Genomic DNA, 24,779 nt, shown 5'->3' on the forward strand with positions numbered 1-24,779 from the left:
TTTGTTGGTCCGGCCCCTGCTGCCGGATGGCTCGGACGCTACTCCCGTTCGTCGCGGGCGCCTAGGGGTCTGCAAACGCGTCAGTCACCCGCCGCGCGTGTCAGGAACGCGTCGACGATCGGGCCGGCCGTGGTCGAGCCGAACTCACCCACCTCCACGAAGACCGCCACCGCCAGGTCGCCCTGGATCGCGATCATCCACACGTGCGTCAGCGGCGGGTCCTCGGAGCCGAACTCCGCCGTGCCGCTCTTGGCCAGCACCGGCTCGCCGGGGTTGTCCTTGAGCATGGAGGCGCCGCCCTCGGTGACGACCGCGCGCATGAGCGTGCGCAGCTGCGCGGCCTCCTCCTCGGTGAGGTCGCTCTGGGGCTCGGGCGCATCCTGGTCGGCGATCACCCGTGGCACGACCGGGTGCCCCTCGGCGATGGCCGCGGCGACCGCCGCCATCGCGGTCGGCGAGGCCAGCACCCGGCCCTGACCGAGGAGACTGGCGGCGTGCTCGGTCTCCGAGCCAGCCTCGTCGGCGACGGCGCCGCTGAAGGCGGTGACCGGCATCTCCCACACCGCACCCATGCCCAGGTCGCGCGCGGCCTTGGCCAGCTGGTCCATCGGTATGCGGTCGCGCTCGGCGATCAGCGCGGTGTTGCACGAGTGCGCGATGGCGGTGGAGAGGGGCACCTCGCCCAGCGCCGACTCGGGATAGCCCGTGACGTTCTTGAACTCGTAGCCGTCGACCACGAGCGTCTCCTCGCAGGTGACCTTCGACTCCGGCGTCATGCCGTCGCGCAGCAGCACCAGGGACGAGGCGAGCTTGAAGGTCGAGCCGGGCGGATACTGCGCCGCCAGCGCCGTGTCGACGCCGCCCGATCCGGGGCCGTTGGCCATGGCGAGCACGTCACCGGTGCTCGGCTGGATCGCGACGAGGGCGCTGGCCGGCTCGACGTCGGCGAGCACCTCCTCGGCGAACTGCTGCAGGTCGAGGTCGAGGGTGGTCTGCAGGGGCTGGGGCTGCTGGGCGCCGCGCTCGAGCAGCAGCTCCTCGCGGCCGGTGTCGGGGTCGAGCGCGGTGACCTTGAGGCCGGCGATGCCCTGCAGCTGCTCGTCGAAGGCGGCCTGCAGACCCGACAGACCGGCGACGTCCCCGGGCGCGTAGCGGTCGGGGTCCTGCTCGACCATCTCGGCGGTCACCTCGCCGACCGTGCCCAGCAGCGGCTGGGCGAAGGTGCGGGTCGGGCCGAGCACCTGCGTGGCGTCGATCGCGACGGCCCCCTCGATGCCCGCGACCTGCTCCACCAGGAGGTGGCCGTCGCCGTCGGTCTGCCGGTAGGTGATGAGCCGGACGAAGGCCTCCGGCCCTGCCGCGGCGACGGAGGCGGCATACGCCTCCGGGTCGAGGCCGGCGGCCTCGGCGAGCGCACGGGCCGCCGACTCGGCCTGCTCCGGCTCGACGAGGGTCTTGTCGATGCCGATGTGCCAGACCGGGCGGTGGGTGGCGATCGGCTCGCCGTCGCGGTCGACGATCTCGCCGCGGGCGGCCGAGGTCTCGTTGACGGCGAGCACCTGACCCGCGGGCACGCCGAGCAGCGCGTGCTCCCAGGCCGCGACCCACTCCCCCTCGGTGACCTGCATCCGCAGCGGCACCTGGCGCACGAGATCGTCGCCCTCGCCGGGCAGGTCGAAGGTCAGCTCGAGCTTGGCGGTCGCGGTCTTGTCGTCCGGCGACTCGACCGAGAGCACCTCGACGTCGACCGGCACCTCGCCCAGCCGCTCGTAGGCCTCGGTCCGCTGCGCCTCGGCATCAGCAGGTATGCCGTCCACCATCGGGACGCCGTCGAACTCCCCCGTCTCCAGGGCGACGGCGAGGGTCTCCGCCACCTGCTGCGGAGACCCCTCGACCGCGGGCTGGCACGCCGTCAGGCTGAGAGCACCGACGAGAGCCAGACCGAGCGCGGGACGCAAGTGACGCATGTGACCCACGATAAGCACGTCCGGGCAGTCCAACCCAACCCGTTCCCGGCTGGCAACCCGGCGCGCCCGCTCCCCTGTCACGCCAGCTCGGCACGGGGGTCCGCCTCTACCGCCTCTCCAGTCCACTCAACCACCTGTCTTGTAGGTGGCTCGGGATATATCCCGAGCCACCTACAAGATGGGTACGCAAGTGGGCATCGACGCGCCGGACCCGCGCCTGGGGCCAGGCGTCTCTCGCGGGATCACAGCGTCTCGACCGGCTCCAGCCCGTCGGCCCACCGCACGTACTGGTCCAGCACCGCGCTGCAGACCTGGTCCTGGTCGTAGGCCATGAGGTCGTAGCTGGCACCGGTCGGCAGGTCGACGACGAGCGCGGTCGTCAGGTCGTCGGCCTCGCGCACCCGGGCACCGAAGCTCGGTGCGGGCTGGCGGCGCAGGCGCACGGCATACCTGAACTCCTCGCCGGCGTGCGTGGCGACGAGCTCGGCGGTCCGCCGGACGGCCCCCCGCTCCTGCAGCTCGTCGACGTGCACCTCGGCCTCGACGCCCTGCTGGGCGAGCTCGCCGCGGACGGCCTCGAGCGCCGGCAGCACGACGTCGCGCAGGTGCTGGTCGGCCTGACGCACCGAGACCGTGCCGAAGGCGCGGGCCAGGCGGCGGCGCCACAGCTGGGGCGAAGGGATGGCGGTGATCTGCGAGGGCAGCCCGACCGGCACCGTCTCGCTCCGCAGGCGGTCGTGCTCGAGCGCCTTCGGCAGCCCGACCATCACCGCGATCATGACGAAGGCGAAGGGCAGGCCCATGATGATCGTGGCGTTCTGCAGCGCCGGGATGCCGTCGACGACGAGCATCGCCATCGTCAGCAGACCGGTCGCGGCGGCCCAGACGACCCGCAGCCACGGCTTGGCGTCCACCTCGCCGCCCGGCAGGTCCGAGGACAGGTTGGCCATGACCAGCGAGCCGGAGTCGGCCGAGGTCACGTAGAAGAGCAGCCCGACGAAGGTCGACAGGCCGACGAGGAAGAACGCGCCGGGGTATTGCTGCAGGAGGGAGTAGAAGCCCTGCTCCGGCAGGTCGACCGCGAGCTGGCCGAACTCCGCGTCGCCCTGGCGGATCTGGTTGACGGCGCTGTTGCCGAAGATCGAGACCCACATGACGATGTAGCTGAACGGGATCGTCAGCGTGCCGAGCACGAACTGGCCGATGGTCCGGCCCTTGGAGATCCGCGCCAGGAAGAGCCCGACGAAGCTCGCCCAGGCGATCCACCAGGCCCAGAAGAAGAGCGTCCAGCCGGCCATCCACTCGTCCGGGTGGTCGTAGGCCATCGTGTCCATCGTCATGCCGGGGAACATCGAGACGAAGTCGCCGACGTTCATGACGATCGCGCGCAGCAGGAAGGCGGTCTCGCCGGTGATGAGCACCCACAGCGCGAGGAAGATCGCCAGCAGCACGTTGAGCTGGGACAGGATCCGGATGCCGCGGTCGACACCGGTGACGGCCGACACCGTCGCCGCGCCGACGGCCAGCACGACGAGCGCGGCCTGGACGGGCACGCCCTGGGAGATGCCGAACATGATGTCGAGGCCGACGTTGAGCATGACGACGCCGATGCCCAGCGTGGTCGCGACGCCGAAGATGGTGCCGAGCACCGTGGCGATGTCGACCGCGTCGCCGACCGGACCCTTGATGCGCCTGCCGATGAGCGGGTAGAGCGTCGAGCGGATCGCCAGCGGCAGCCCGACCCGGTGCACGTAGAAGCCCAGGGCCAGACCCATGAGGGCGTACATCCCCCAGCCGGTGATGCCGTAGTGGAAGATCGCCCAGACCGTCGACTCCCGCGCGGCGTCGAGCGTCTCGGCCTCGCCGACCGGCGGGAAGAGGTACTGGCTCGCCGGCTCGGCCACCGCGAAGAACATCAGGTCGGTGCCGATGCCGGCGGCGAAGAGCATCGCCGCCCACGCGAAGAGCGAGAACTCGGGCCGGTCGTCGTCCTTGCCCATCCGCACGTGGCGGTAGCGCGCCCCGATGATCACGACGAACAGCAGGACGACGGTGGCCAGGGCGATGTAGAACCAGCCGAACCAGTTCGACGCCCAGCCCACGACGTTGCCGAGCGTGGTGTTGGCCTGCTCGGGCGCGACCAGGGCCCACGTCGCCACCACGAGGATGAAGGCGACCGAGACCACGAGGACGGGCCACTTGGTGCGGGGTTCGTCCGGAGCCTCCAGGACCTCGGGCGGCGGCGTGCTCGTCATCTCAGGCCTGCCCCTTCTGGGCCGCGGCCATGGCCGCGGCAGCACTGGGTATGTCGTGGCGCGCGTTCCACGCCTCGTTGCGGGGGTCGCCCTCGGGGAAGAGCGGCATACCCGCGTTGGCCCGGTAGACCGGCGCCGGGTCCGGCGCGAGCGGGGTGTTGCCCGCGATGAGGTCGGCGGCCTTCTCGGCCACCATCATCACCGGCGCGTAGATGTTGCCGTTGGTGATCGAGGGGAAGACCGAGGCGTCGACCACGCGCAGGCCCGGGACCCCGTGGACGCCCATCGTGGTGGGGTCGACGACGGACATCTCGTCGGTGCCCATCTTGGCCGAGCACGAGGGGTGCAGCGCGGTCTCGGCGTCCTTGGCGACCCAGTCGAGGATCTGCTCGTCGCTCTGCGCCTCGATCCCGGGCGAGCTCTCGCCGCCGTCGAAGGGCCAGAAGGCGGGCTGGGCCAGGATGTGCCGCGCGGCACGGACGACCTCGACCCACTCCTTGCGGTCGCGCTCGGTCGACAGGTAGTTGAAGAGGATCGAGGGGTGCTGGAAGGGGTCGGCGCTGCGGATCTTCAGGCGGCCGACGACGTCGGAGTTCATCGGGCCGATGTGCACCTGGTAGCCGTGGTCGCCCGCGGAGGCGGTGCCGTCGTAGCGGACCGCGATCGGCAGGAAGTGGAACATCAGGTTGGGGTAGGCGACCTCGTCGTTGGTGCGGATGAAGCCGCCCGCCTCGAAGTGGTTTGTCGCCCCGACGCCCTTGTTGGCGAAGAGCCACTCGGCGCCGATGTAGGGCGCCTTCCACATCTTCAGCCACGGCTGGATCGACACCGGCTGCAGGCTGACGTGCTGGAGGTAGACCTCGAGGTGGTCCTGGAGGTTCTGGCCCACGCCCGGCAGGTCGACGCGCGGGGTGACCCCGGCGGCGCGCAGCGTCTCGGGGTCGCCGATGCCCGAGAGCTGGAGCAGCTGCGGGGTGTTGAAGGCGCCGCCGCAGAGGATGACCTCGCCGGCCTCGACGGAGTGGTGGCGACGACGGGCGCGCACGAAGTCGACGCCGGTGACGCGGTCGCCCTGCCAGCGCAGGCCGGTGACCATCGCCAGCGTGACGATGTCGAGGTTCTTGCGGTCGCGGATCGGGCGCAGGTAGGCGCGGGAGGCCGACCAGCGGCTGCCCCTGTAGACGTTGCGGTCGAAGGGCGCGAAGCCCTCCTGGCGGTAGCCGTTGACGTCGTCGGTGCGGGTGTAGCCGGCCTGCTCGGTGGCCTCGAGGAAGGCCTGGAAGAGCGGGCTCGTGGCCGGGCCGCGCTCCAGCTTGAGGGGGCCCGAGCCGCCGCGCCAGGCGTCCGCCCCGGCGATGGTGGTCTCCATGCGTTTGAAGTAGGGGAGGCAGTGGGCGTAGTCCCAGTGCTCCATACCCGGGTTGGAGGCCCACTTCTCGTAGTCGCCGGGGTTGCCGCGCTGGAAGATCATCCCGTTGATCGAGGAGGAGCCGCCGAGCACCTTGCCGCGGGCGTGGGCGACGCGGCGCCCGCCCATGTGCGGCTCGGGGTCGGTCTGGTAGGCCCAGTCGTAGAGCGGGTTGCCCGAGGGGAACATCAGCGCGCCCGGCATGTGGATCAGCGGGTCGATGATGAAGTCGGAGCGGCCGGCCTCCAGCACCAGGACGGTGCTGGTGCCGTCGGCCGAGAGCCGGTTGGCCAGGGCGGAGCCGGCCGAGCCGCCTCCGACGATCACGTAGTCGTAGCGCTTCTTCATCACGGGGGGTCCTTGCGTCAGTCGTGCATGGCGAACCAGCCGGCCTCGGCGGGCCGGGTGTTGTGCCAGATGTGCTTGGTCTCGAGGTATTCGTCCAGGCCGGCGGTGCCGAGCTCCCTGCCGATGCCGGACTGCTTCATCCCGCCCCACTCGGCCTGCGGCACGTAGGGGTGGTAGTCGTTGATCCAGATGGTCCCGTGGCGCAGCCGCTGGGCGACGCGCTCGGCGCGCCCCGCGTCCTGCGTCCACACCGCGCCGGCCAGGCCGTAGACGGTGTCGTTGGCGATGGCGACCGCCGCGTCCTCGGCCTCGTCGCGGGTGTCCCCGCGGAAGGTCTCGACCGTGAGCACGGGGCCGAACGACTCGTCCTGCACGCAGCTCATGTCGCTGGTGCACCCGTCGAGGATGGTCGGCGGGTAGTAGAAGCCGTCGGCGAGCGGGCCGTCCTGCGGGATGGTGCCGCCGGTGCGCAGCACCGCGCCCTCCGCGACGCCCTTCTCGACGTAGGCGGCGACCTTCTGCCGGTGCTCGTCGCTGATGAGCGGGCCGGTCTCGGCGTCGTCGTCGAAGGGGCCACCCATGCGGATCTTCTCGGCGCGGCGGACCAGCTCGTCGACGACCTGGTCGTGGATCTCCTCCTCGACGACGAGGCGGGCGCCGGCGGAGCACACCTGCCCGGAGTCGAGGAAGATCGCGGTGAGGGCGTTGTCGATCGCGGCGGGCAGGTCGGCGTCGGCGAAGATCACGTTGGGGTTTTTGCCGCCGAGCTCGAGGGCGATCTTCTTCACCGTCGGGGCGGCGGCCGCCATGATCGTGCGGCCGGTCTGGACACCGCCCGTGAAGGACACGAGGTCGACGTCGAGGTGCTCGGTCATCCGCGAGCCGACCTCCTTGCCGCTGCCGAGCACGAGGTTGGCGACGCCGGCGGGCAGGCCGGCGCGCTCGAGGGTGTCCATGAGCCACATCGCGGACTGCGGCGTGAGCTCGCTGGGCTTGAGCACGAAGGTGTTGCCGGCGGCGAGCGCCGGGGCGACCTTCCACGAGGTCTGAAGCAACGGGTAGTTCCACGGCGTGATCAGGGCGCAGACGCCAACCGGCTCGTGCACGACCTTGGAGGAGACGTGCGGCATGCCGGTGTCGACGACGCGGCCCGCGTGGCTCTGGACCAGCGCGGCGAAGTGCCGGAAGACGCTGATGACGTCCTCCATGTCGATCCTGGACTCGACGTACCGCTTGCCGGTGTCGAGCGACTCGAGGCGGGCGACGTCGTCGATCTCGGCCTCGAGGAGGTCGGCGAGCGTGGTCAGGACGGCGGCGCGGTCGGGCGTCGGGGTGGTGCGCCACGGGCCGTCGTCGAACGCGCGGCGGGCGGCGGCGACCGCACGGTCGACGTCCTCCTTGCCGCCGTCGGCGACGGTCGCGACGACTGATCGGTCGGCGGGACAGATGATGTCGACCGTCCTGCCGGAGGTGGCTTCGCACCACCGGCCATCGATGTAGAGGGTGGGCACGGCGCGGCTCCTCCCTGCACTGCTGCAAGGTGCTTTGCGGACGTGGGACAACCCGAGTGCTCACGGGACGCTCTCGGGATGGCACACCACCTTGGCAGCGGTCTCGTGGCCTCGCACGCCGAAAGCTCACCCGTAGGGGTGGAGCGGACCGTGCTCTCGTGAGTGCTCCAGCCTCTGGGGTCGACCGTCGAGGGCCCACAACGCGCCTCCCCCGGCGTGTCGTGCACATGCGCAAGGTGCTCTGTGGCGCGTTGGTCGCCAGGGCGAACATCCTGCACATTGGCCGAGGCACCTCGGACGCCCCCACTGCAGAGGAATATCGCGGACCGTCGATCAGGAGCCGATCGACGATCCGCGATCTTCGTTCCGAAGAGGGGGTCCGCCAAGCGCCCGACCTGCGGTCCCTCTCGGTGCAACGCAACTGGGTGATCACCCCGTCCCTGTGCGGGGCGTTCAGCTCCAGTCGCGCCGGTCCACGAGCGGCCCGTCGCCGGGAGTGAGCTCCTCGACGACGTCCACCTTGACCGCGAAGCGCAGGCCCTCCCGCACCTTCGCGGCCACGAGTTCCTGCAGCTGCGAGGCCGTGACGTCCCCGTTCTGCGACACGACCTCGCAGCGCAAGAGGTCGACGTGGTCGACCCGATCGATGACGAACCGATACCCCGCAACCTCGGGCACCTGCTCCATCACCGAGCTCACCTGGCGCGGGTGCAGGAACATCCCGCGCACCTTCACCGCCTGCCCCACCCGGCCGAGCACGCCGCGCAGCCGCAGCGAGCCGTCGGGGCCGAGCATCCAGCCCGACAGGTCCCCTGTGCCGAACCTGATCAGAGGGTAGTCCGCCCGCAGCAGCGTCACCACGACCTCGCCCTCGGTCTCGTCGGTGATCGGCACACCGGTGCCGATCTCGCAGACCGAGACGTGGACGCCGTCGGCGAGGACCAGGCCGTTGCCCGGCTCCTCCCCCGCCGGCTCCCACGCGAGCAGCCCCGTCTCACCGGTGCCGTACGCCATCCGCACGTGCGGCACCCGCTCCACCAGGACCTCGCGCAGCGAGTCCGGCAGCGGCTCGGCCGTGACGAGCGCCCGCGTCAGCCGCCAGCGCTCGGCCGGCAGCCCGGCCTCGTCGTACCGCTCGACGAGCGCCTTGAGATAGGACGGCAGACCCAGGTATGCCGTCACCCCCAGGTCGGCGATGGCCCGCACCTGCAGGTCCTGGGCACCGATGCCGCCGGGGAGCACCGCCGCGCCCACCGAGCGGGCGCCCTGCTCGAGCATCGCCCCGGCCGGCGAGAGGTGGTAGCCGAAGCAGTTGATCACGATGTCGGAGGAGCCGACGCCGAGGTCGCCCAACGCCTGGCCCCAGCGCCAGTCCGCGCCCTCGAGCTGGGGCTCGTAGAGCGGTCCGGGCGACTGGAACCATCGGGCGACCTCGGCGTCCGGGTCGAGCAGCCCCCCGTGCGGCGGCTCGACCCGCTGGCGCTCCACCAGCTCGTCCTTGGACAGGAGCGGCAGGAGAGCGAGGTCCCGGCATACCTGGTCCGCGGTCGCACCCGCCTCGGCGAGCCGGGCGGCAAAACCCGGCACGCGCTCGGCGGCGCGCGTGACCACCTCGGCCAGCGCGGGGGCGAGCGCCTCCTCGCGGCGTGTCAGGGCAGCCTCGATCGACATCGGTCCATCTCCCTCGAAAGTTCGTCGTGCGATGTGGCGCCGTCAGAGCCAGCGCTTGCGGCGCTTGTAGTGCTTGACGTCGCGATAGCTCTTGCGGCCGCCCTCCTCGCCGAGGCCCAGGTAGAACTCCTTGACGTCGGGGTTCTCCCGGAGCTCGGCCGCCGGACCCTCGAGCACGATCCGCCCCTGCTCCATGATGTAGCCGTGGTCGGCCACCTCCAGGGCGCGCCGGGCGTTCTGCTCGATGACGAGCACGGTCAGCCCGCGCTCCTCGTTGAGCCGCTTGATGTAACCGAAGATCTCCTGCACCAGCAGCGGCGCCAGGCCCAGGCTGGGCTCGTCGAGCATGAGCAGCTTGGGCCGCGCCATGAGCGCCCGCCCGATGGCGAGCATCTGCTGCTCGCCGCCGGAGAGGTAGCCCGCGATCCGGTTGCGCATGTCGCCCAGCTTGGGGAAGAAGGAGTAGACCTCGTCGAGGTCGGCTCCGACGTTCTTCTGCGTGTAGGCGCCGGCGACAAGGTTCTCCGAGATCGTCAGGTGCTCGAAGACGTGGCGGCCCTCCATGCACAGGCTCATCCCGCGGGTGACGCGGTCGGCGGCGTCGACCTTGGTGATGTCCTCGCCGGCGAAGATGATCGTGCCGTCGGTGACCTCGCCGTGCTCGCTGGGCAGCAGCCCGGAGACCGCCTTGAGCGTCGTCGATTTGCCGGCGCCGTTGGAGCCGAGCAGGGCGACGATCTTGCCCTCGGGCACCTGCAGCGACAGGCCGCGGAGCACCAGGATCACGTCGTCGTAGATGACCTCGACGTTGTTGAGGTTGAGCAGGGCGGGACCGGCCCCGGCGGGGGCACCCCCTGCCAGGACTGTCCCCGCCGGGACCGGTTCGGTGCTCATGGCGTGGCGCCCGCCTCGACCTCGACCATCTCGCCGCCCTGGGCGGTGTAGATGCCGGTGCCCGTCGAGCCGCGGTGGCTGTCCGCGGAGAACTCGACGACGCCGTCACCGACGACGCCGCCGGTGTCGATGCCGCCCATGGTCTCCAGCGCCTCGCGGATCGCCGGGCCGTCGAGCTCCTCGGCGCCGTCGGCGATCGCCTGGCGCATGCCCTCGGCCATCACGTGCATGACGTACCAGCCCTGCACCCAGGAGGTGCCGACCTCGGCGGCGTTGATGCCCTTCTCCTCGATGTAGTCGTTGATGACGTCGTGGCCGGGCTTGCCCACGTTGAGCGGCGCGAACGGCTGGACCAGCATGTGGCCTTCGGCCGCGTCGGCGCCGGCGGTGGTGATGAAGAGCTCGTTGGCGCACCAGTTGAGGCACACGATCTTCATGTCGAGGCCCTGGTCCTTGATGTCCTTGGCGACCAGCGCCGCCGGGGAGGCGACGTTCTGGATCACGATGTACTTCGCGCCCTGGCTCTGGGCCTGGTTGAGCAGGCCGACGTAGTTCTGCTGGCCGCCGGGCATCGCGTAGGCCTTGTAGCCCAGGTCGTAGCCCTTCTCCTCGACCCACGCCTGGCCGTCGGCCACCGGCGCCTGCCCGAACGGGCTGTCGTGGTGGAAGACCGCGACCTCGGCGTCGCCGCCGGAGTCCTCGTTGATCCAGTTGAGCGCCACGCGCATCTGGTCGGAGTAGGTCGGGGCGACGACGAAGTTGAACGGCGCCTCGTTGGGGTCGGTCAGCGACTCGGCGAACGAGCCCGACATGAACGGCAGCTCGTCGCTGGCGACGCGCTTGTGGAGGGCCTCGGTGTCGCCGGTGCCCCAGCCCTGGATCGCCACGACGCCGTCGTTGACGTACTGGCGGTAGAGGTCCTCGGCCTGCGGGACCTCGTAGGCGTAGTCGTTGGAGTTGGCCTCGATGGGGTGACCCTCGATGCCGCCCTCGGCGTTGATGTGGTCGATGTAGGCGAGCATCCCCTTGTTGTAGGGCGTGCCCACGTCGCCGGTGGCGCCGGTGAGGTCGGCGATGATGCCGATCTTGATCGGCTCACCGTCGCCGTCACCGCTGCCGCTGCCGCCGTCGCTGCCGCAGGCCGACAGGCCCAGGGCCAGCGCCGAGCAGGCGGCCACGAACGCCAGGCGTGAGGTGCGAGTCATCTTTGTCTCCTTGGTGTGCACTGGGTATGACGTGAGTTGCGTGGGTGGTCAGTAGCGGAAGGGCCAGAAGCGGAAGTACTCCTTGACCCGTTCCCAGAGCCGGTTGAGCCCCCGCGGCTCGATGATGAGGAAGAGGATGATCACCAGGCCGAAGACGGCGTTCTGCACCGCCGGCAGCTGGCTGCCCAGGAACGGCATGACCGAGTCGAGGGCGTTGGCGAGGTTGCGGATCACGACCGGCAGCAGGGTCATGAAGATCGCGCCGTAGACGGCGCCGGCGATGCTGCCCAGGCCGCCGACGATGATCATCGCCAGGTAGAGGATCGAGACCTCGAGGGTGAACTTCTCCCACGAGACGACCTCGCTGTAGTGCGCGGTGAGCGCGCCGGCCAGCCCGACGAAGCCGGAGGACACCGCGAAGGCGGTGAGCTTGGCCCGCGTGAGGTTGACGCCGATCGCCTCGGCCGCGATGTCCTGGTCGCGGACCGCCATGAACGAGCGACCCAGGCCGGTGCGGAAGAGGTTGCGGGCCGCCATCACGGCCAGCACCGCGAGCACGGCGAGGATGACGTACCACTGCCGCTCGAAGACGGCGCGGCCGCCGATCTCGAAGCCGAGGAAGCTGAACCGGTCGACGTTGATGTAGCCCAGGCCGCCGGTGAGGAAGCCGCCGTAGTCGCGCCGGATGAGGAACTCGATGATCTGCTGGCTGGCCAGCGTCGCGATCGCCAGGTAGAGCCCCTTGAGGCGCAGGCCCGGCAGTCCGAAGAAGGTGCCGACGACCGCCGTGAGGACCACCGCGAAGGCGATCGCCAGCGGTGTCGGGAGCCCGATCCGGTCGGAGAGGATCACCGAGGAGTAGGCGCCGACGGCGAGGAAGCCGCCCTGGCCGAGCGAGATCTGGCCGGTGTAGCCGACGAGGATGTTGAGCCCGACGGCGCCGATGACGGCGATGAGGATCGTGTTGGCGATCGACATCCAGTAGTTGTCGAGCACGAACGGCACGACGATGAGCAGCACGAGCATCAGGCCGAGGCGGAGGTATTCCGCCCTGGTCGCGCGCAGGCGCAGCTCGGAGCTGTAGGACCGGTGGTGGATGCCGGTGGCGGTCTGGGCCATCAGACGTTCACACCCTCTCGATGCGGGTCTCGCCGAACAGGCCGTAGGGCTTGACGAGCAGGATCAGGACGAGGACGACGTAGGGGATGACGGTGGCCAGGCCCGGGTCGAAGTAGGTGCCGGTCGCCTGCTTGAGCAGGCCGATGATCACGCCACCGACGATGGTGCCGGGCACCGAGTCGAGGCCGCCGAGGATCACGACCGGGAAGACCAGGAGGCCGAAGGCGGCGAGGTTCTGGTCGACAGCGGAGATGTCGGCGAGCAGCACGCCGGCGATGAGCGCGCTCACCCCGGCCAGCGCCCAGGCCATCGCGAAGATGCGCCGCACCGAGATGCCCATCGTCATCGCCGCCTGCTGGTCGTCGGCGACGGCCCGCATCGCGATGCCGTGCTTGGACCGTCGGAAGAAGACCGTGAAGGCGGTGAGCACGACGGCCGCGACGAGGATGACGAGCAGCCGGTTGATCGGCACCGTGGCGCCGAGGAGGTTGACCGAGCCGGTCGGCAGCAGCTTGGGCATCGGCTTGGGGCTGGTGCCGTAGAACATCTGGACCAGCGCCCGCAGCAGCGACGAGAGGCCGATCGTCACCATGATGATGCTGATGGGGCTCTCGCCGACCATCGGCCGCAGGATGAGCCGCTCGACGAGGATGCCGATGATCGTCGCGACGACCACGCCGACGACGACCGCGACCGCGAGCGGCAGGCCCATGACGACGAAGGCCGTGTAGAACATGTAGGCGCCGACCAGCAGGAACTCGCCCTGGGCGAAGTTGATGACCGCGGTGGCCTTGTAGATCAGCACGAAGCCGAGCGCGGCGAGCGCCAGGATCGCGCCGTCGGCCAGGCCGTAGGCCAGCACGGCGACGAGCGTGCTCATCGGGCCCTCCTCTGGGTGGTGCGACCGCTCCAGACGGGCCGGCGTCCGCGGCCCTGCGGGATCGAGTAGGTGGTCAGGTCGAAGATCCGCAGCGCCAGCTCGCGGACGACCGAGCTGCCGTCCTGGTAGGTGATGCGGCTGGAGATGCGCGCCTCGTCGTCGCCGCGCCGCAGCGCCGAGATGATGTCGGCGTAGCGCTCGTCGATGACGTTGCGGCGCACCTTGCGGGTGCGGGTGATCTCGTCGTCGTCCGGGTCGAGCTGCTTGTGCAGGAGCACGAAGCGCTGCACCCGGATCGGCTCGGGCAGGTCCTCGTTGGCCCGCGTGATCTCCTCGGCGAGGAGGTCGTAGACCTCCTCCTTCCCCGCCAGGTCGGTGTAGGTCGTGTAGCTGAGCCGCTCGTGCTCGGCCCACGACCCCACGGTGCCGGGGTCGATGGTGATCATCGCGGTCATGCCCTGCCCGGCCTCCTCGGGGCCGAAGGTGACGGCCTCCTCGACGTAGGGGCTGAACTTGAGCTTGTTCTCGATGAAGGCGCTGGAGTAGCGGCTGCCGTCGGGCGCGGTGAGCACGTCCTTCTGGCGGTCGATGACGACCAGGTGGCCCTTCTCGTCGAGATAGCCGGCGTCGCCGGTGTGCAGCCAGCCGTCGGTGTCGACCGTCTTGGCGGTCTCCTCGGGCTGCTTGTGGTAGCCGCGGAAGACCGAGGCCGAGCGCAGCAGGATCTCGCCCTCGTCACTGATCCGCAGGTCGGTGCCGGGGATCGGGGTGCCGACGGTGTTGAAGGCGATGTCGTCGTCGCGGTGCACGACCGCGATGCCGCAGATCTCGGTCTGGCCGTAGATCTGCTTGAGGTTGACGCCGATCGCGTGGAAGAAGCGGAAGACATCGGGCCCGAGCGGGGCGCCGCCGGTGTAGGCGCGCTTGACGCGGGCCAGGCCGAGCTGGTCGCGGACCGGTCGGGTGGAGACGAGGTCGGCGACCTTGGGCAGGACGCCGCCGGAGCCCTTGCCCTGGACCCGGCGCTGCGCGGCCCGGTCGCCCACGTCATACCCCCAGCCGAAGACGGCCCGCTTGAGCCAGCCGGCCTCGTCGATGCGGACCTGCACCTCCGAGAGCATCGACTCCCAGATGCGCGGCGGGGAGAACATGACGTCCGGGCCGATCTCGCGGAGGTCGGCGCGCTGGGTGGAGGCGTCCTCGGGGAAGGAGAGCGTCAGGCCGCGGGAGAGGCCGATCGCCACCGCCAGCATCTGCTCGCCGATCCAGGCGAAGGGCAGGAAGGAGACGTAGCGGAAGTGCTTGTCGACCGGGTCGATGTCGGTGAGGTGGTCGGCCATCGCCAGGAGGTTGGCGTGGGACAGCTCGCCGAGCTTGGGCTTGGAGGTGGTGCCCGAGGTGGTGCAGATGACCGCGACGTCCTCGGGGGTGCCGGCGGCGACCTGCTCGTCGTACCAGCCGGCGTGCTCCTCGCCCCAGGCCCGGCCCTCGCGCTCGACGTCGGTGAAGTCGACCAGCCACGGGTCGGCGTAGCCCTCGAGGCCGTGCGGGTCGTAGAAGACGACGCGCCCGACCTGCTCGCCCAGCCCGCTGCCGGAGTCGCGCAGGCGCAGCAGCTTGTCGACCTGCTCCTGGTCCTCGGCGACGACGACGCGCGCGGCGGAGAGGGTGAGGATGTGCTCGAGCTCCTCGCCGATCGAGGTCGGGTAGATGCCGACGACCGAGGCGCCGATCGACTGCGCGGCCAGCTCGGCGATGAGCCACTCGGGGCGGTTGTCGCCGAGCACCGCGACGATCTCGCCGCGCCGCACGCCCGAGGCGGCCAGGCCGTGGGCGAAGTCGCGCACGCGCTCGGCATACTCCGCCCAGGTCATCGGCTGCCAGATGCCGTAGAGCTTCTCCTGCATCGCGACGTCGTCGGGGCGCGTGGTCGCCAGCTCCTGCAGGAGCCGCGGGAAGGTGGTGCGCGCCGAGGGCGCGTCGGTGTGCTCGGTCGTGATGCTGGTCGCCTGCTCAGGCATCGGTGCCCTCCTCCGTCAGGTGCTCCACGGCCTCGCGGACGGCGGCGGCGTCCGCAGGGTTGTCAGAGTCGGAGCCGAGGTAGGCCTCGATGACCGCGGGGTCGGCCTTGACCTCGTCGGGCGTGCCGTCGGCGATGAGCCTGCCGAAGTCGAGCACGCTGACGCGGTCGGAGATGTCCATGACGACGTTCATGTCGTGCTCGATGAGGACGACCGAGACGCCGGCGAGCTCGTGGACGTCGAGGATGTAGCGGGCCATGTCCTCCTTCTCCTCGGCGTTCATGCCGGCCATCGGCTCGTCGAGCAGCAGCAGCGCGGGCTGGATGCAGAGCGCCCGGCCCAGCTCGACCCGCTTCTGGATGCCGTAGGCGAGCGAGCCGACCGGCTTGTGGCGGAAGGACTGCAGCTGGAGCAGGTCGATGACCTCCTCGACCAGGTGGCGGTGCTCGATCTCCTGCTTGCGGGCGGGGCCGAACCACAGCATCGACGCGAGCACCGAGTGCTTCATGTGGATGTGGCGGCCGAGCATGAGGTTCTCCAGCACCGACAGGTGGGAGAAGAGCTCGATGTTCTGGAAGGAGCGGGCGACGCCGAGGCGGGCGACCTTGAAGGACGGCAGCTGCGTCAGCAGGTGCGAGCGCTCGGCCACCTCGCGGCCCTCGATGTCGGTGCCGCCGCCGGTGTGCAGGCGGATCTGGCCCTCCTGCGGGTGGTAGATGCCGCTGATGCAGTTGAGCAGCGAGCTCTTGCCGGCGCCGTTGGGGCCGATGATCGCGTGGACGTGGCCCTGGGTGACGGTGAACGAGACGCTCGTCAGCGCCCTCACGCCGCCGAAGCGCAGCGAGATGTCGTCCACCTCGAGCAGCGGCAGGCCCTGGGGGCGGCTGCTGCCGTTGAGCGAATGCTGGTAGGCCCTGGTGAGCACGGGCGCTCTCCTCGCGGTCGACGTTGACGGAAGGTTGCTGGGGATGACACTACGTTTTCACTATCTGAAAGACAAGACCCTTTGACCGGAATGTTGCACCGCATGTTGGTATGCGGTGCAGGCATGGTGGAAGATGCGCTCATGAAGCAGGCAGAAGCGTCCGGGACCCCGGACGGCACGGCGGCCCGGGGCGGGCTCGGCACCGTGCGCAACGCGGTGCAGCTCCTCGAGCTGCTCAGCGAGGGTCCCGCCTACCAGCAGCTCACCGACCTGGCGGAGCGGAGCGGGCTCTCCATCCCCACGGTCCACCGGCTGCTGCGCTCCCTCGTGCTGGCCGATCTCGTGGTGCAGGACCCGCGGTCCTCGCGCTACGGCCTCGGGCCCGAGCTGACGCGCCTGTCCAACCACTACCTGTCGCGGCTCCCGCTGCTCGGGGCGCTCGCGCCCTACCTCTCCCAGCTCCGCGACCAGCTGGGCGCGACGATCCACGTCCAGACGCTGGTGCGCGGCGAGGTCGTCTACGTCGACCGTGTCGACGGGCATGACCGCGGGCCCTACCGTGACACCCACCGGGTCCACCCGGCGCTGGAGTCGGCCGGTGGCCGGCTGCTCGTGGCGCGGGCTGATGACGAGCAGTGGCGGCGGGCCGTCGCCGCGGCGGTCGAGCCGGAGGTGGCCGAGGAGGCGGAGGCGTCGCGCGCGGCCTGGGCGGTCGCGGACCACCTGGCCCTGACCCCCGCCGACCCGACGCTCCCGGCCGAGGTCGCCGTGCCCGTCGTCGACGGCGCCGGCGTCACGGTCGCGGCGCTGTCGGCCAACGAGGACAGCGTCGACGACGCCGCCCGGGTCAAGGTGGTGGCCGCCCACCTGGGCCGGGCCGCCCGCGCCGCGGGAAGGACGCTCGGACATGCCTGAGGACTCGACCGTGCCCGAGAACTCGCCCGGGACGCCCGGGCTGACCGCTCCCCCGCCCGCCGAGGCCTGGACCCCGGTCGTGGACCGCCTGGGCCTGCTCACGCCATACCGGAGCCTGTGGGAGCCGGGCGAGCGCTCGGGCACCTGGCTGCCCGGGGCCGAGCTCAACCTGTCGGTGTCGTGCGTCGAGCGGCACCTGCCCGAGCGCGGCGACCGGGTGGCGCTGCACTGGGAGGGCGAGCCGGGCGACACGCGGAGCCTGACCTACGCGCAGCTGCACGAGCAGGTCGTGGCGCTGGCGCGCTCGCTGCGCTCGATGGGCGTCGGCGTGGGCGACCGCGTCGGGCTGCACCTGGGGTGGCTGCCCGAGACGGTCGTCGCGATGCTCGCCTGCGCGCGGATCGGCGCGATCCACACCGTGCTGCCGGCGCCGCTGCCGGCCGAGCCGCTCGCCGACCGGCTGGCGCTGCTCGACCTCAAGGTGCTCTTCACCCAGGACGGTGCCTGGCGCCACGGGGCAGTGCTGCCGCTCAAGGCGCGCGCCGACGAGGCGATGGCCGCGGTCGGCGGCATCGAGCACACGGTCGTGGTGCGGCGGACCGGCATGGACGTGCAGTGGTTCGAGGGCGACCGGTGGCTGCACGACCTGCTCGCGGCGGCGCGTCCCGGCGTCGAGGCGGAGGCCGGCGGCGAGGCGGTGCCGCTGCCGGTCGACCACCCGATCGCGACCGTGCCGCTGGCCAACCGCGGCGGACAACCGGTCTCGATCGTCCACGGGACGGGCACGATGCTCGCCGGGGCGATCGCGGTGCACGAGCACGTGTCGACGGGCGGGCCGTTCTGGGTCGCCGGCGACATCTCGTGGGCGGTGACGCAGTTCCACGCGATCTACGGGCCGCTCGCCTGCGGCGACACCTCGGTCATGTACGAGGGGACCCTCGACGTCCCCACCCACCAGCGGGCGTGGGACATCATCCGGAAGTACGGCGTCGAGGTGCTCATGACCTCGCCGTCGGTGATGCGGACGATCCGGGGCTGGGCGCGGGAGATGCCGCAGGTCTCGGCGGTGCCCGCGCTGCGACGCGTGGTGACCGCGGGCGAGCCGGTCGAGGAGGACCTCGCCGCGTGGATGCGCGAGGCGCTCGGCGACGAGGGCCTCGAGGTCGGCGACGCCTGGGGCCAGCTCGAGCTCGGCGGGATCGTGCGGGTGACGGGGCTGTCCGGCGGGTCTGGCCTGCCGGACTGCGGGCTGCAGATCGTGGACGCGGACGGGTCGCCGGTCGCCGACGGGGAGTCGGGTGAGGTCGTGCTGACGCGGCCGTGGGCCGGGACGATGGTCGGGGTCGAGGGCGACGTCGCCGAGGTGGCGATGGCGCACTGGACGCGGCACCCCGGCGTCTACGCCACGGGCGACCTGGCTCGGATCGGGTCGGACGGTCGGGTCGAGTTCCTGGGCCGGACCGACGACGTGGTGTCGATCAGCGGCCAGCTGGTGTCGCTGCGCGAGGTGCGGGAGGTGCTCGAGGACCACCCGTTCGTGCGGCGCGCCGAGGTGACCTGGCGCAAGGACCCCGAGCTCGGGCGCTCGCTCGTCGCGGCGGTGGCGTTGTCGGACGAGGTCGGACCCGCTCCCGACCTGGACGCGGTGGCCGTGGAGCTCATGGACGCCGTGCGCGAGCTGCTGGGCGGCCTCGCCCGCCCCCGGGCGCTGCTCGTGCTCGACCGCTTCGGCGACGAGCTCGGCCGGCGCGAGCGCGCGCAGGCGATCGCGACGCTGGCGACGCCGGACCGGGCCGGGGCTCCCCGGTCGGTGGCGTGGGAGCAGATCCTCGCCGCGGCGGGTCACCCGATCACCTGACGTCGGCGCGCCGGCGGCGCGCGCGCCCGAACGCGCCCACCCCCGCGCGCCTTGGCCCGCCCTGGCGCCTTCCCGCCCCGACCCGTCCCGGCGACACGCCCGACCTGACCGGCTCGAGCGCGCACATGCTCGCTCAGGCCGGTGTCGGCGGGCGCGTCGTCGGGACGAAATCGTGCTGCGGCATACCCGACCCGGTCGACCTGGAGCGCGCACGTGCACCCTCGAGGTCGGCGCGGCCGGGCGTGTCGTCGGCGCGGAGGGTCCAGCGCCGGCGCGACCCACCTGCACCCGCGCGCCCCGCCTCCGCCCTCCGCCCTCCCCACCACCCTCCACCCCCATATAAGCCTTGACTTATAGAGCAAGACCGCGCAGGATGGCCCCATGGAGGCCTTCGACGTGCTGGGCGACCCGGTCCGCCGGCGCCTGCTGGAGCACCTGGCCAGCGGCGGCGAGCTGTCCGCCGGCGGGCTGGTGGCGCTGGCGCGCGAGGAGTTCGGCATCAGCCAGCCCGCCGTCTCCCAGCACCTCAAGGTCCTCCGCGACGCCGGCCTGGTCTCCGTCCGGGCCGACGGCACCCGTCGCATCTACGCACTCCGCGAGGAGCCGCTCGTGGCGGCCGAGCGCTGGCTCGCCGACCTGCGCGGCTTCTGGGGCCAGCGGCTCGACTCCCTCGAGACCGAGCTGGCGCGCGGCCGGCGCGAGCGACGGCATACCCGACCCGAGGCGGCACCCGCCGCACGCACGCCCAGGAGGATGGCATGAGGGACCTGATGCAGGAGCTGACCGCGGTGCGGCGCACCGTCGCCGACGGGGAGGTGCCGGCCGGCGAGGCCAGGGTGGTGACGCTCGCGCGCACCTACGCCGCGGACCCGGCCGACGTCTGGGACGCGCTGACCGACCCCGCCCGGATCGCCCGGTGGTTCCTGCCGGTGAGCGGCGACCTGCGGCTGGGCGGGCGCTACCAGTTCGAGGGCAACGCCGGCGGCGTCGTGCGCGAGTGCGACGAGCCGCGCCGGCTGCTCGTCACGTGGGAGATGGGTCCGGCGGGTCCGGAGGACAGCTCGCTCGTCGAGGTGAGCCTGACGCCGGACGGCGACGGCACGCGGCTCGTGCTCGAGCACCGGGCGCAGGTGCCGGCGGAGATGTGGGACCAGTTCGGGCCGGGCGCCGTCGGCGTCGGCTGGGACGGCGCGCTGCTCGGTCTCGCGCTGCACCTGGCGGGCGACCAGATGACGGGCTCGCCCGACGAGATCGCCTCGGACCCGGCGGTGAAGGAGTTCAACCGCGAGTCGGCGCAGCTGTGGGGCGCCGCTCACCAGGCGGCCGGGGCCGACCCGGCGCTCGTCGCGGCCAACGTCGGGGCGACGACGCAGTTCTACGTGCCGGCGGACTAGACGAAGCGCGGCAGGTGGTGCGCCAGCTGCTGGCGCCACCACGGCCAGTCGTGGGCGCTGTCGTGGCCCCAGACGTCGAGCTCGTGGCGGATGCCCTTCTGCCGCAGCAGGTCCGCGAGCTGGTAGGCGCCCGGCAGCGACTTGGTCGGGTGCACCTCGAAGGGGCCCTGGCCGACGACGAGCAGGATCGTGGCGTTGTCACGCACCCACTGCAGGTGCTCGCCCTCCATGCCGGGCACGTAGGCGCAGGGGTTGGCGAAGTAGGTCGCCTCGCCCAGCTCGCCCCAGCAGTGCCAGGAGGTCGGGTCGTAGTTGCCGGACAGGCCGATCGCGACGCGGAAGATGTCCGGGCGCTTCAGGCCGAGGTTGACCGCGTGGTAGGCGCCCATGCTGCAGCCGGTGGTGATGATGCCGCCGTGACCGGGCGAGTCGGCGTCGATGCGCGGCACGACCACGTCGGTGAGCCAGCGCTCGTAGACCGCGTGCCGGCGGGCCCGCTCCTCGGTCGGCAGGCTGTTGTTGGACCACGTGAGGTTGTCCATGGAGTCGACCGCGTAGACCTTGACCCGGCCGTCCTCGATGAGCGGGCGGATCGCGTCGATCATGCCGTTGTTCTCGAAGTCCCAGGAGCGCCCGGCCTCGGACGGGAAGACGAGCAGCGGACGCCCCCAGTGCCCGTAGCGGATGACCGTGCCGCGGCCCACACCCTCGGTGTCGAGATCGACCTGGACCCGATCCATGGTTCCTCCTCTGCGCCGGCCACCCGCGACCGCTCGGTCTGTGGCCCCAGCCTGCCACAGCCGCACAACGGCGCGGGGAAAATCCGCCTGCAGGATGACGCGCTCCGATGGCGGCCTCACGAAGGATGTGCGTGTGCAGGTCAGGGCCTAGGCCTGGTAGTGGAGAACCACAGAGACATGACGGTAGGGCGTCCCAGTCGCGACGGTTCGCAGACCCAGGGGCAGGCCGTGACACAGGTGGTGCACGGGGTTCACCCTGTGTCGGCCCGACCGGCACGATGTGCTCGTCCCTGTCGCAGCAGGGGGCGACAGGGACGAGCACATCGGACGACCACCCCCTACCCCTCGCGCCCGCGCCCTGCCGTCGGCGCACCGCGTCTGCTAGAGATGGGACACGGACGACGGCGACCGCGGAAGGAGGGCCTGTTGCGCACCTGGTTCTCCGGCGACGTGCGACCGCTTCCCGCGGGACGCCGCGTGGGCTTCTTCCTCGTGACGGTGGCGGCCCTCGTCCTGGACCTGCTCACGATCATCCCGCCGGCGCAGGGACGCGACGGCTCCCGCTTCACGCTGTGGGGCTCGTGGTCGTTGGACATCGCGGTCTTCGGACCGCTCATGGCGTTCGTCTACGCCGGCCTGCTCCTCCGCCGCCGGGCACCCGTCCCCGCGCTGATCGCCATCAGCCTGCTCTCGCTCTCCTTCGCGCTGGCCGCGACGCCGAGCGTGCCGATGGCCGGCATGCTCATCACGCTCTTCAGCGCCGCCGCCCTCGTCAAGCAGCGCTGGCTGGCCGTGGCCGCCCTGCTGCTGACGATCACCGTCCAGCTCGTGGGGCTGACGGTCTACGAGGCGGTGCACGACAACGAGTACTGGCTCGGCCTGGTGCTGCTCAGCGGCATCTCCTACTCCGTGTGGGTGTTCGGCCGCCGCGACCGGCTCGCCACCCTGGCCGCCATCGGCCTGCCCGACCAGCTCGCCGAGCACGGCCAGCTGGCCGCCGCCAACGAGCGGCGACGCATCGCCCGCGAGCTGCACGACATCCTGGCCCACTCGGTCAGCGCGATGATGATGCAGGCCGCCGGCGCCAAGGCCGTGACCGCGGGTATGCGGCAGGATGTCGACGACGTGCGCCTCGCCACCGTGGAGCGCGCCCTGGCGACCATCGAGAACACCGGCTCGCAGAGCATGCGCGAGCTGCACCGCCTCCTCAGCGTGCTGCGCGGCGGCGAGGAGCCCGTCCCCGAGCAGCGGCCCGACGCCGAGTCGAGCGCCCAGCCCGGCGTCGACGACATCGAGCCGCTGGTCGACATCACCCGCCAGAGCGGGCTGGTCGTCGACGTCCACCGTGCCGGCTCCCCGGTCCGTCTCGACCCGTCGGTGGGTCTCGCCGCATACCGTGTCGTGCAGGAGTCCCTCACGAACGCGATGAAGCACGGAGGACGAGGAGCCATCGTCGACATCTTCCAGAACTGGCAGCCCGACCACCTCCAGCTGCAGGTCCGCAGCCGCAGCGGCCTCGAGGGACCACAGCCCGGCGCGTCCCACGGGGGCGGTGGCCTGGTCGGCCTGCGCGAGCGCGTCGAGCTCATCGGTGGCACCTTCGAGTCCGGCTGGGTGGGTGACGAGTTCGTCGCGACCGCCGTGCTCCCGCTGACGCCGGTGAGCACGCGTCGGACCGTGCAGCCGGGCGCGAACGGTGCCCGCGGAGCGACGTCGGGTGCCGTGCCCGCGCAGACGCCCGGGACCTCGTCCGCCGCGCCCCCCGGGGCCTCGTCAGCGCAGGCGTCCGCGCCGCGCGTCGAGCAGGCGTCCGCGCCGCGCGTCGAGCAGGCGTCCGCGCCGCGCGTCGAGCACGGGTCGCGGCTGTCCGGTCCTGCCGCCACCTCCCCCGACGGTGGGAGGCCCCGGTGATCCGCGTCGTCGTGGCGGACGATCAGCAGGAGGTGCGGGACGGGTTGGCGATGATGATCTCCGCCGAGTCCGACATGCACCTCCTCGGGCTGGCCGCGGACGGGGCGGAGGCCGTCGACCTGGCCCGACGCGACCGGCCCGACGTCATCGTCATGGACGTGCGGATGCCGGGGGTCGACGGGATCGAGGCGACCCGCCGCATCACCGAGGACCACCAGGACGACCCCGACTCGGTGACCGCGGTGCTCGTCATCACGACCTTCGACAACGACGAGGCGCTCTACGGCGCGCTGCAGGCCGGGGCGTCGGGCTACATGCTCAAGCAGGCGGCGCCGTCCGGCCTGGCCGAGGCGGTGCGCGCGGTCGCCGACGGCGGGGCCTGGATCGACCCCATGGTCGCGCCGAAGGTCATCGACCGGCTCCGCGACAGGACACCCGTCGACAGCACCGGCCGCCCCACGCTGGAGAACCTCTCGCGCCGCGAGATCGAGGTGCTCAAGCTCATGGCCGACGCCCCGACCAACACCGACCTGGCCCGCATCCTCTTCGTGTCCGAGTCGACGGTCAAGACCCACATCTCCCGGCTGCTCATGAAGACCGGCTCGCACGACCGGGCGCAGCTCGTCGCGCTGGCGTACCGGTCGGGGCTGGTGCGTCCCTAGGCGCTCGGGCGGTTTCGTCCCGGCGACACGCCCGGCCGGACCGGCCTGAGCGAGCATGTGCTCGCCTGGGCCGGTGCGCTCGGGCGTGTCCTCGGGACCGATCCGGCGTTACCGACTTTTCGCCACTTCGCGGGACGTCCCGCAGCGCTGGCCGGGCTCCCCGCAGGAGATCGTCCGGCGGCGGCACGATTTCACCGCATACCCTCTCTGACCTGCACAAACGTGATCCTGCGAAGGTCCGGAAGGGCTGCATACTCGTCGGGTGCCCATCTCTCTCGGACTCCTCGGCACCGGACGCCTCGGCTCGGCGATCCGGGACGCCGCCGACGCCACCGACGACCTGGTCGTCGAGTGGGCGGTCGGCCGCGGCGAGGTGCCCGCGACCCCCGTGGACGTCGCGATCGACGTCAGCACCGGCGCCGCGGTGCCCGCCCACCTCGACTGGGCCGTGCGCACCGGCACCCCGCTCGTCATCGGCACCACCGGCTGGGACACCGCCCTCCTCGACGGGCTGCCGTCGGGTGCACGGGTCCTGGTCGCCCCCAACTTCTCGGTCGGCGTCGCCCTGGTGCGGCGGCTGGCTCGCGTCCTCGGCGGGTATGCCGCGCACGCGCCGGTCCCCGTCGACCTCGCCGTCACCGACGTGCACCACCGCGCCAAGGTCGACGCCCCCAGCGGGACGGCCCTGACGCTACGCGACGCGGTCGCCGAGGGCGCCGGCCTGCCCGCCCAGCAGGTGCAGACCACGAGCCTGCGCATCGGCTCGGTGGTCGGCGACCACGAGGTCGTCGCCTCCTCCGAGCTCGAGACCATCACGCTGCGTCACACCGCCCACAGCCGCGAGCTCTTCGCGGCCGGCGCGCTCACCGCCGCCCGCTGGCTGCTCTCGCGCCCCGGGCCCGGGGTCTTCACGCTCGACGACCTCGCCGAGGACCACCTGCGCGGCCTGCTCGACGCCGCACCGACCGACGCCGGCCGAAAGCCCGGGCCGGGCTCCGCGCCCGGCGACACCCGGCACACGCCCGGCGACGCGGCCGCCTGACCGGCCCACGCCATACCCCTTCTTTCCGCACCACCTGCGGGTCCCGCACCGCG

19 protein-coding genes are annotated in these 24,779 nt (G+C 71.7%); 7 read left to right on the forward strand and 12 right to left on the reverse strand.

Annotation, left to right across the window (positions count from 1 at the left end; translation table 11 throughout):
• Nucleotides 1-80: 80 nt before the first annotated feature.
• The 11 genes from FB476_RS15010 to FB476_RS15060 form a co-directional block, all read right to left on the reverse strand.
• Complete coding sequence (locus FB476_RS15010; protein WP_141820828.1) at nt 81-1,967, reverse strand: penicillin-binding transpeptidase domain-containing protein; 1,887 nt, start codon at nt 1,965-1,967, stop codon at nt 81-83.
• A gap of 242 nt (nt 1,968-2,209) precedes the next feature.
• Entirely contained in the window at nt 2,210-4,222 is a 2,013-nt protein-coding gene (gene betT, locus FB476_RS15015) for a choline BCCT transporter BetT (protein ID WP_141820830.1), read from the reverse strand.
• A 1-nt stretch (nt 4,223) separates the two neighbouring features.
• Nucleotides 4,224-5,978 carry a choline dehydrogenase gene (betA, locus tag FB476_RS15020; RefSeq protein ID WP_202877046.1) on the reverse strand — a complete coding sequence of 585 codons (1,755 nt, stop codon included), beginning with the start codon at nt 5,976-5,978 and terminating at the stop codon, nt 4,224-4,226.
• A 17-nt stretch (nt 5,979-5,995) separates the two neighbouring features.
• Nucleotides 5,996-7,489 carry an aldehyde dehydrogenase family protein gene (locus FB476_RS15025; RefSeq protein WP_141820834.1) on the reverse strand — a complete coding sequence of 498 codons (1,494 nt, stop codon included), beginning with the start codon at nt 7,487-7,489 and terminating at the stop codon, nt 5,996-5,998.
• A 453-nt stretch (nt 7,490-7,942) separates the two neighbouring features.
• The gene (locus FB476_RS15030; protein WP_141820836.1) at nt 7,943-9,160 is read right to left on the reverse strand and encodes a phenylacetate--CoA ligase family protein; all 1,218 of its coding nucleotides are present in this window, start codon (nt 9,158-9,160) and stop codon (nt 7,943-7,945) included.
• Nucleotides 9,161-9,202: 42 nt separating this feature from the next.
• Nucleotides 9,203-10,054 carry an ABC transporter ATP-binding protein gene (locus FB476_RS15035; RefSeq protein ID WP_141820838.1) on the reverse strand — a complete coding sequence of 284 codons (852 nt, stop codon included), beginning with the start codon at nt 10,052-10,054 and terminating at the stop codon, nt 9,203-9,205.
• The gene (locus tag FB476_RS15040) at nt 10,051-11,259 is read right to left on the reverse strand and encodes an ABC transporter substrate-binding protein (RefSeq protein ID WP_141820840.1); all 1,209 of its coding nucleotides are present in this window, start codon (nt 11,257-11,259) and stop codon (nt 10,051-10,053) included. The genes FB476_RS15035 and FB476_RS15040 overlap by 4 nt, the downstream gene beginning before the upstream one ends.
• 48 nt (nt 11,260-11,307) lie before the next feature.
• Nucleotides 11,308-12,378, reverse strand: a complete 1,071-nt coding sequence (locus FB476_RS15045) for a branched-chain amino acid ABC transporter permease (protein ID WP_141820842.1) — start codon at nt 12,376-12,378, stop codon at nt 11,308-11,310.
• A gap of 7 nt (nt 12,379-12,385) precedes the next feature.
• A complete protein-coding gene (locus tag FB476_RS15050; RefSeq protein ID WP_141820844.1) occupies nt 12,386-13,258 on the reverse strand; it encodes a branched-chain amino acid ABC transporter permease in 873 nt (290 codons plus the stop codon).
• Complete coding sequence (locus FB476_RS15055; RefSeq protein ID WP_141820846.1) at nt 13,255-15,279, reverse strand: AMP-binding protein; 2,025 nt, start codon at nt 15,277-15,279, stop codon at nt 13,255-13,257. The genes FB476_RS15050 and FB476_RS15055 overlap by 4 nt, the downstream gene beginning before the upstream one ends.
• Nucleotides 15,272-16,204: an ABC transporter ATP-binding protein gene (locus FB476_RS15060; RefSeq protein WP_141820848.1), complete on the reverse strand. Its 933-nt coding sequence runs from the start codon at nt 16,202-16,204 to the stop codon at nt 15,272-15,274. The genes FB476_RS15055 and FB476_RS15060 overlap by 8 nt, the downstream gene beginning before the upstream one ends.
• Before the next feature lie 141 nt (nt 16,205-16,345).
• Between FB476_RS15060 and FB476_RS15065 the strand changes: the two genes are divergently transcribed.
• The 4 genes from FB476_RS15065 (at nt 16,346) to FB476_RS15080 (ending at nt 20,371) form a co-directional block, all read left to right on the forward strand.
• The gene (locus FB476_RS15065; RefSeq protein ID WP_170233679.1) at nt 16,346-17,119 is read left to right on the forward strand and encodes an IclR family transcriptional regulator; all 774 of its coding nucleotides are present in this window, start codon (nt 16,346-16,348) and stop codon (nt 17,117-17,119) included.
• Nucleotides 17,112-18,977, forward strand: coding sequence for an acetate--CoA ligase (locus FB476_RS15070; RefSeq protein WP_141820852.1), 1,866 nt, complete (start codon nt 17,112-17,114; stop codon nt 18,975-18,977). The genes FB476_RS15065 and FB476_RS15070 overlap by 8 nt, the downstream gene beginning before the upstream one ends.
• A 381-nt stretch (nt 18,978-19,358) precedes the next feature.
• The gene (locus FB476_RS15075) at nt 19,359-19,739 is read left to right on the forward strand and encodes an ArsR/SmtB family transcription factor (protein ID WP_141820854.1); all 381 of its coding nucleotides are present in this window, start codon (nt 19,359-19,361) and stop codon (nt 19,737-19,739) included.
• Nucleotides 19,736-20,371, forward strand: coding sequence for an SRPBCC family protein (locus tag FB476_RS15080; protein ID WP_141820856.1), 636 nt, complete (start codon nt 19,736-19,738; stop codon nt 20,369-20,371). Before FB476_RS15075 ends, FB476_RS15080 begins: the two co-directional genes overlap by 4 nt.
• Here FB476_RS15080 and FB476_RS15085 read toward each other — a convergent pair.
• Entirely contained in the window at nt 20,368-21,111 is a 744-nt protein-coding gene (locus FB476_RS15085; RefSeq protein WP_141820858.1) for an esterase family protein, read from the reverse strand. The two genes, FB476_RS15080 and FB476_RS15085, sit on opposite strands and share 4 nt — an antisense overlap.
• A gap of 426 nt (nt 21,112-21,537) precedes the next feature.
• On the opposite strand from FB476_RS15085, the gene FB476_RS15090 reads away from it, so the two are divergent.
• The 3 genes from FB476_RS15090 (at nt 21,538) to FB476_RS15100 (ending at nt 24,726) form a co-directional block, all read left to right on the forward strand.
• Nucleotides 21,538-23,022, forward strand: a complete 1,485-nt coding sequence (locus tag FB476_RS15090) for a sensor histidine kinase (protein ID WP_170233680.1) — start codon at nt 21,538-21,540, stop codon at nt 23,020-23,022.
• On the forward strand, nt 23,019-23,684 hold the full coding sequence (locus FB476_RS15095; protein WP_141820863.1) for a response regulator transcription factor: 666 nt from the start codon (nt 23,019-23,021) through the stop codon (nt 23,682-23,684). Before FB476_RS15090 ends, FB476_RS15095 begins: the two co-directional genes overlap by 4 nt.
• 262 nt (nt 23,685-23,946) lie before the next feature.
• On the forward strand, nt 23,947-24,726 hold the full coding sequence (locus FB476_RS15100) for a 4-hydroxy-tetrahydrodipicolinate reductase (RefSeq protein WP_170233681.1): 780 nt from the start codon (nt 23,947-23,949) through the stop codon (nt 24,724-24,726).
• Nucleotides 24,727-24,779: the final 53 nt, after the last annotated feature.

The organism is Ornithinimicrobium humiphilum (assembly GCF_006716885.1).
Classification (GTDB): Bacteria; Actinomycetota; Actinomycetes; order Actinomycetales; family Dermatophilaceae; genus Ornithinicoccus; species Ornithinicoccus humiphilus.

Coding starts and splice junctions, on each gene's coding strand:
- FB476_RS15010 (WP_141820828.1), bottom strand. CDS start 1,967: ATGCGTCACTTGCGTCCCGCGCTCGGTCTGGCTCTCGTCGGTGCTCTC.
- betT (WP_141820830.1), bottom strand. CDS start 4,222: ATGACGAGCACGCCGCCGCCCGAGGTCCTGGAGGCTCCGGACGAACCC.
- betA (WP_202877046.1), bottom strand. CDS start 5,978: ATGAAGAAGCGCTACGACTACGTGATCGTCGGAGGCGGCTCGGCCGGC.
- FB476_RS15030 (WP_141820836.1), bottom strand. CDS start 9,160: ATGTCGATCGAGGCTGCCCTGACACGCCGCGAGGAGGCGCTCGCCCCC.
- FB476_RS15035 (WP_141820838.1), bottom strand. CDS start 10,054: ATGAGCACCGAACCGGTCCCGGCGGGGACAGTCCTGGCAGGGGGTGCC.
- FB476_RS15040 (WP_141820840.1), bottom strand. CDS start 11,259: ATGACTCGCACCTCACGCCTGGCGTTCGTGGCCGCCTGCTCGGCGCTG.
- FB476_RS15045 (WP_141820842.1), bottom strand. CDS start 12,378: ATGGCCCAGACCGCCACCGGCATCCACCACCGGTCCTACAGCTCCGAG.
- FB476_RS15050 (WP_141820844.1), bottom strand. CDS start 13,258: ATGAGCACGCTCGTCGCCGTGCTGGCCTACGGCCTGGCCGACGGCGCG.
- FB476_RS15055 (WP_141820846.1), bottom strand. CDS start 15,279: ATGCCTGAGCAGGCGACCAGCATCACGACCGAGCACACCGACGCGCCC.
- FB476_RS15065 (WP_170233679.1), top strand. CDS start 16,346: ATGAAGCAGGCAGAAGCGTCCGGGACCCCGGACGGCACGGCGGCCCGG.
- FB476_RS15070 (WP_141820852.1), top strand. CDS start 17,112: ATGCCTGAGGACTCGACCGTGCCCGAGAACTCGCCCGGGACGCCCGGG.
- FB476_RS15075 (WP_141820854.1), top strand. CDS start 19,359: ATGGAGGCCTTCGACGTGCTGGGCGACCCGGTCCGCCGGCGCCTGCTG.
- FB476_RS15080 (WP_141820856.1), top strand. CDS start 19,736: ATGAGGGACCTGATGCAGGAGCTGACCGCGGTGCGGCGCACCGTCGCC.
- FB476_RS15085 (WP_141820858.1), bottom strand. CDS start 21,111: ATGGATCGGGTCCAGGTCGATCTCGACACCGAGGGTGTGGGCCGCGGC.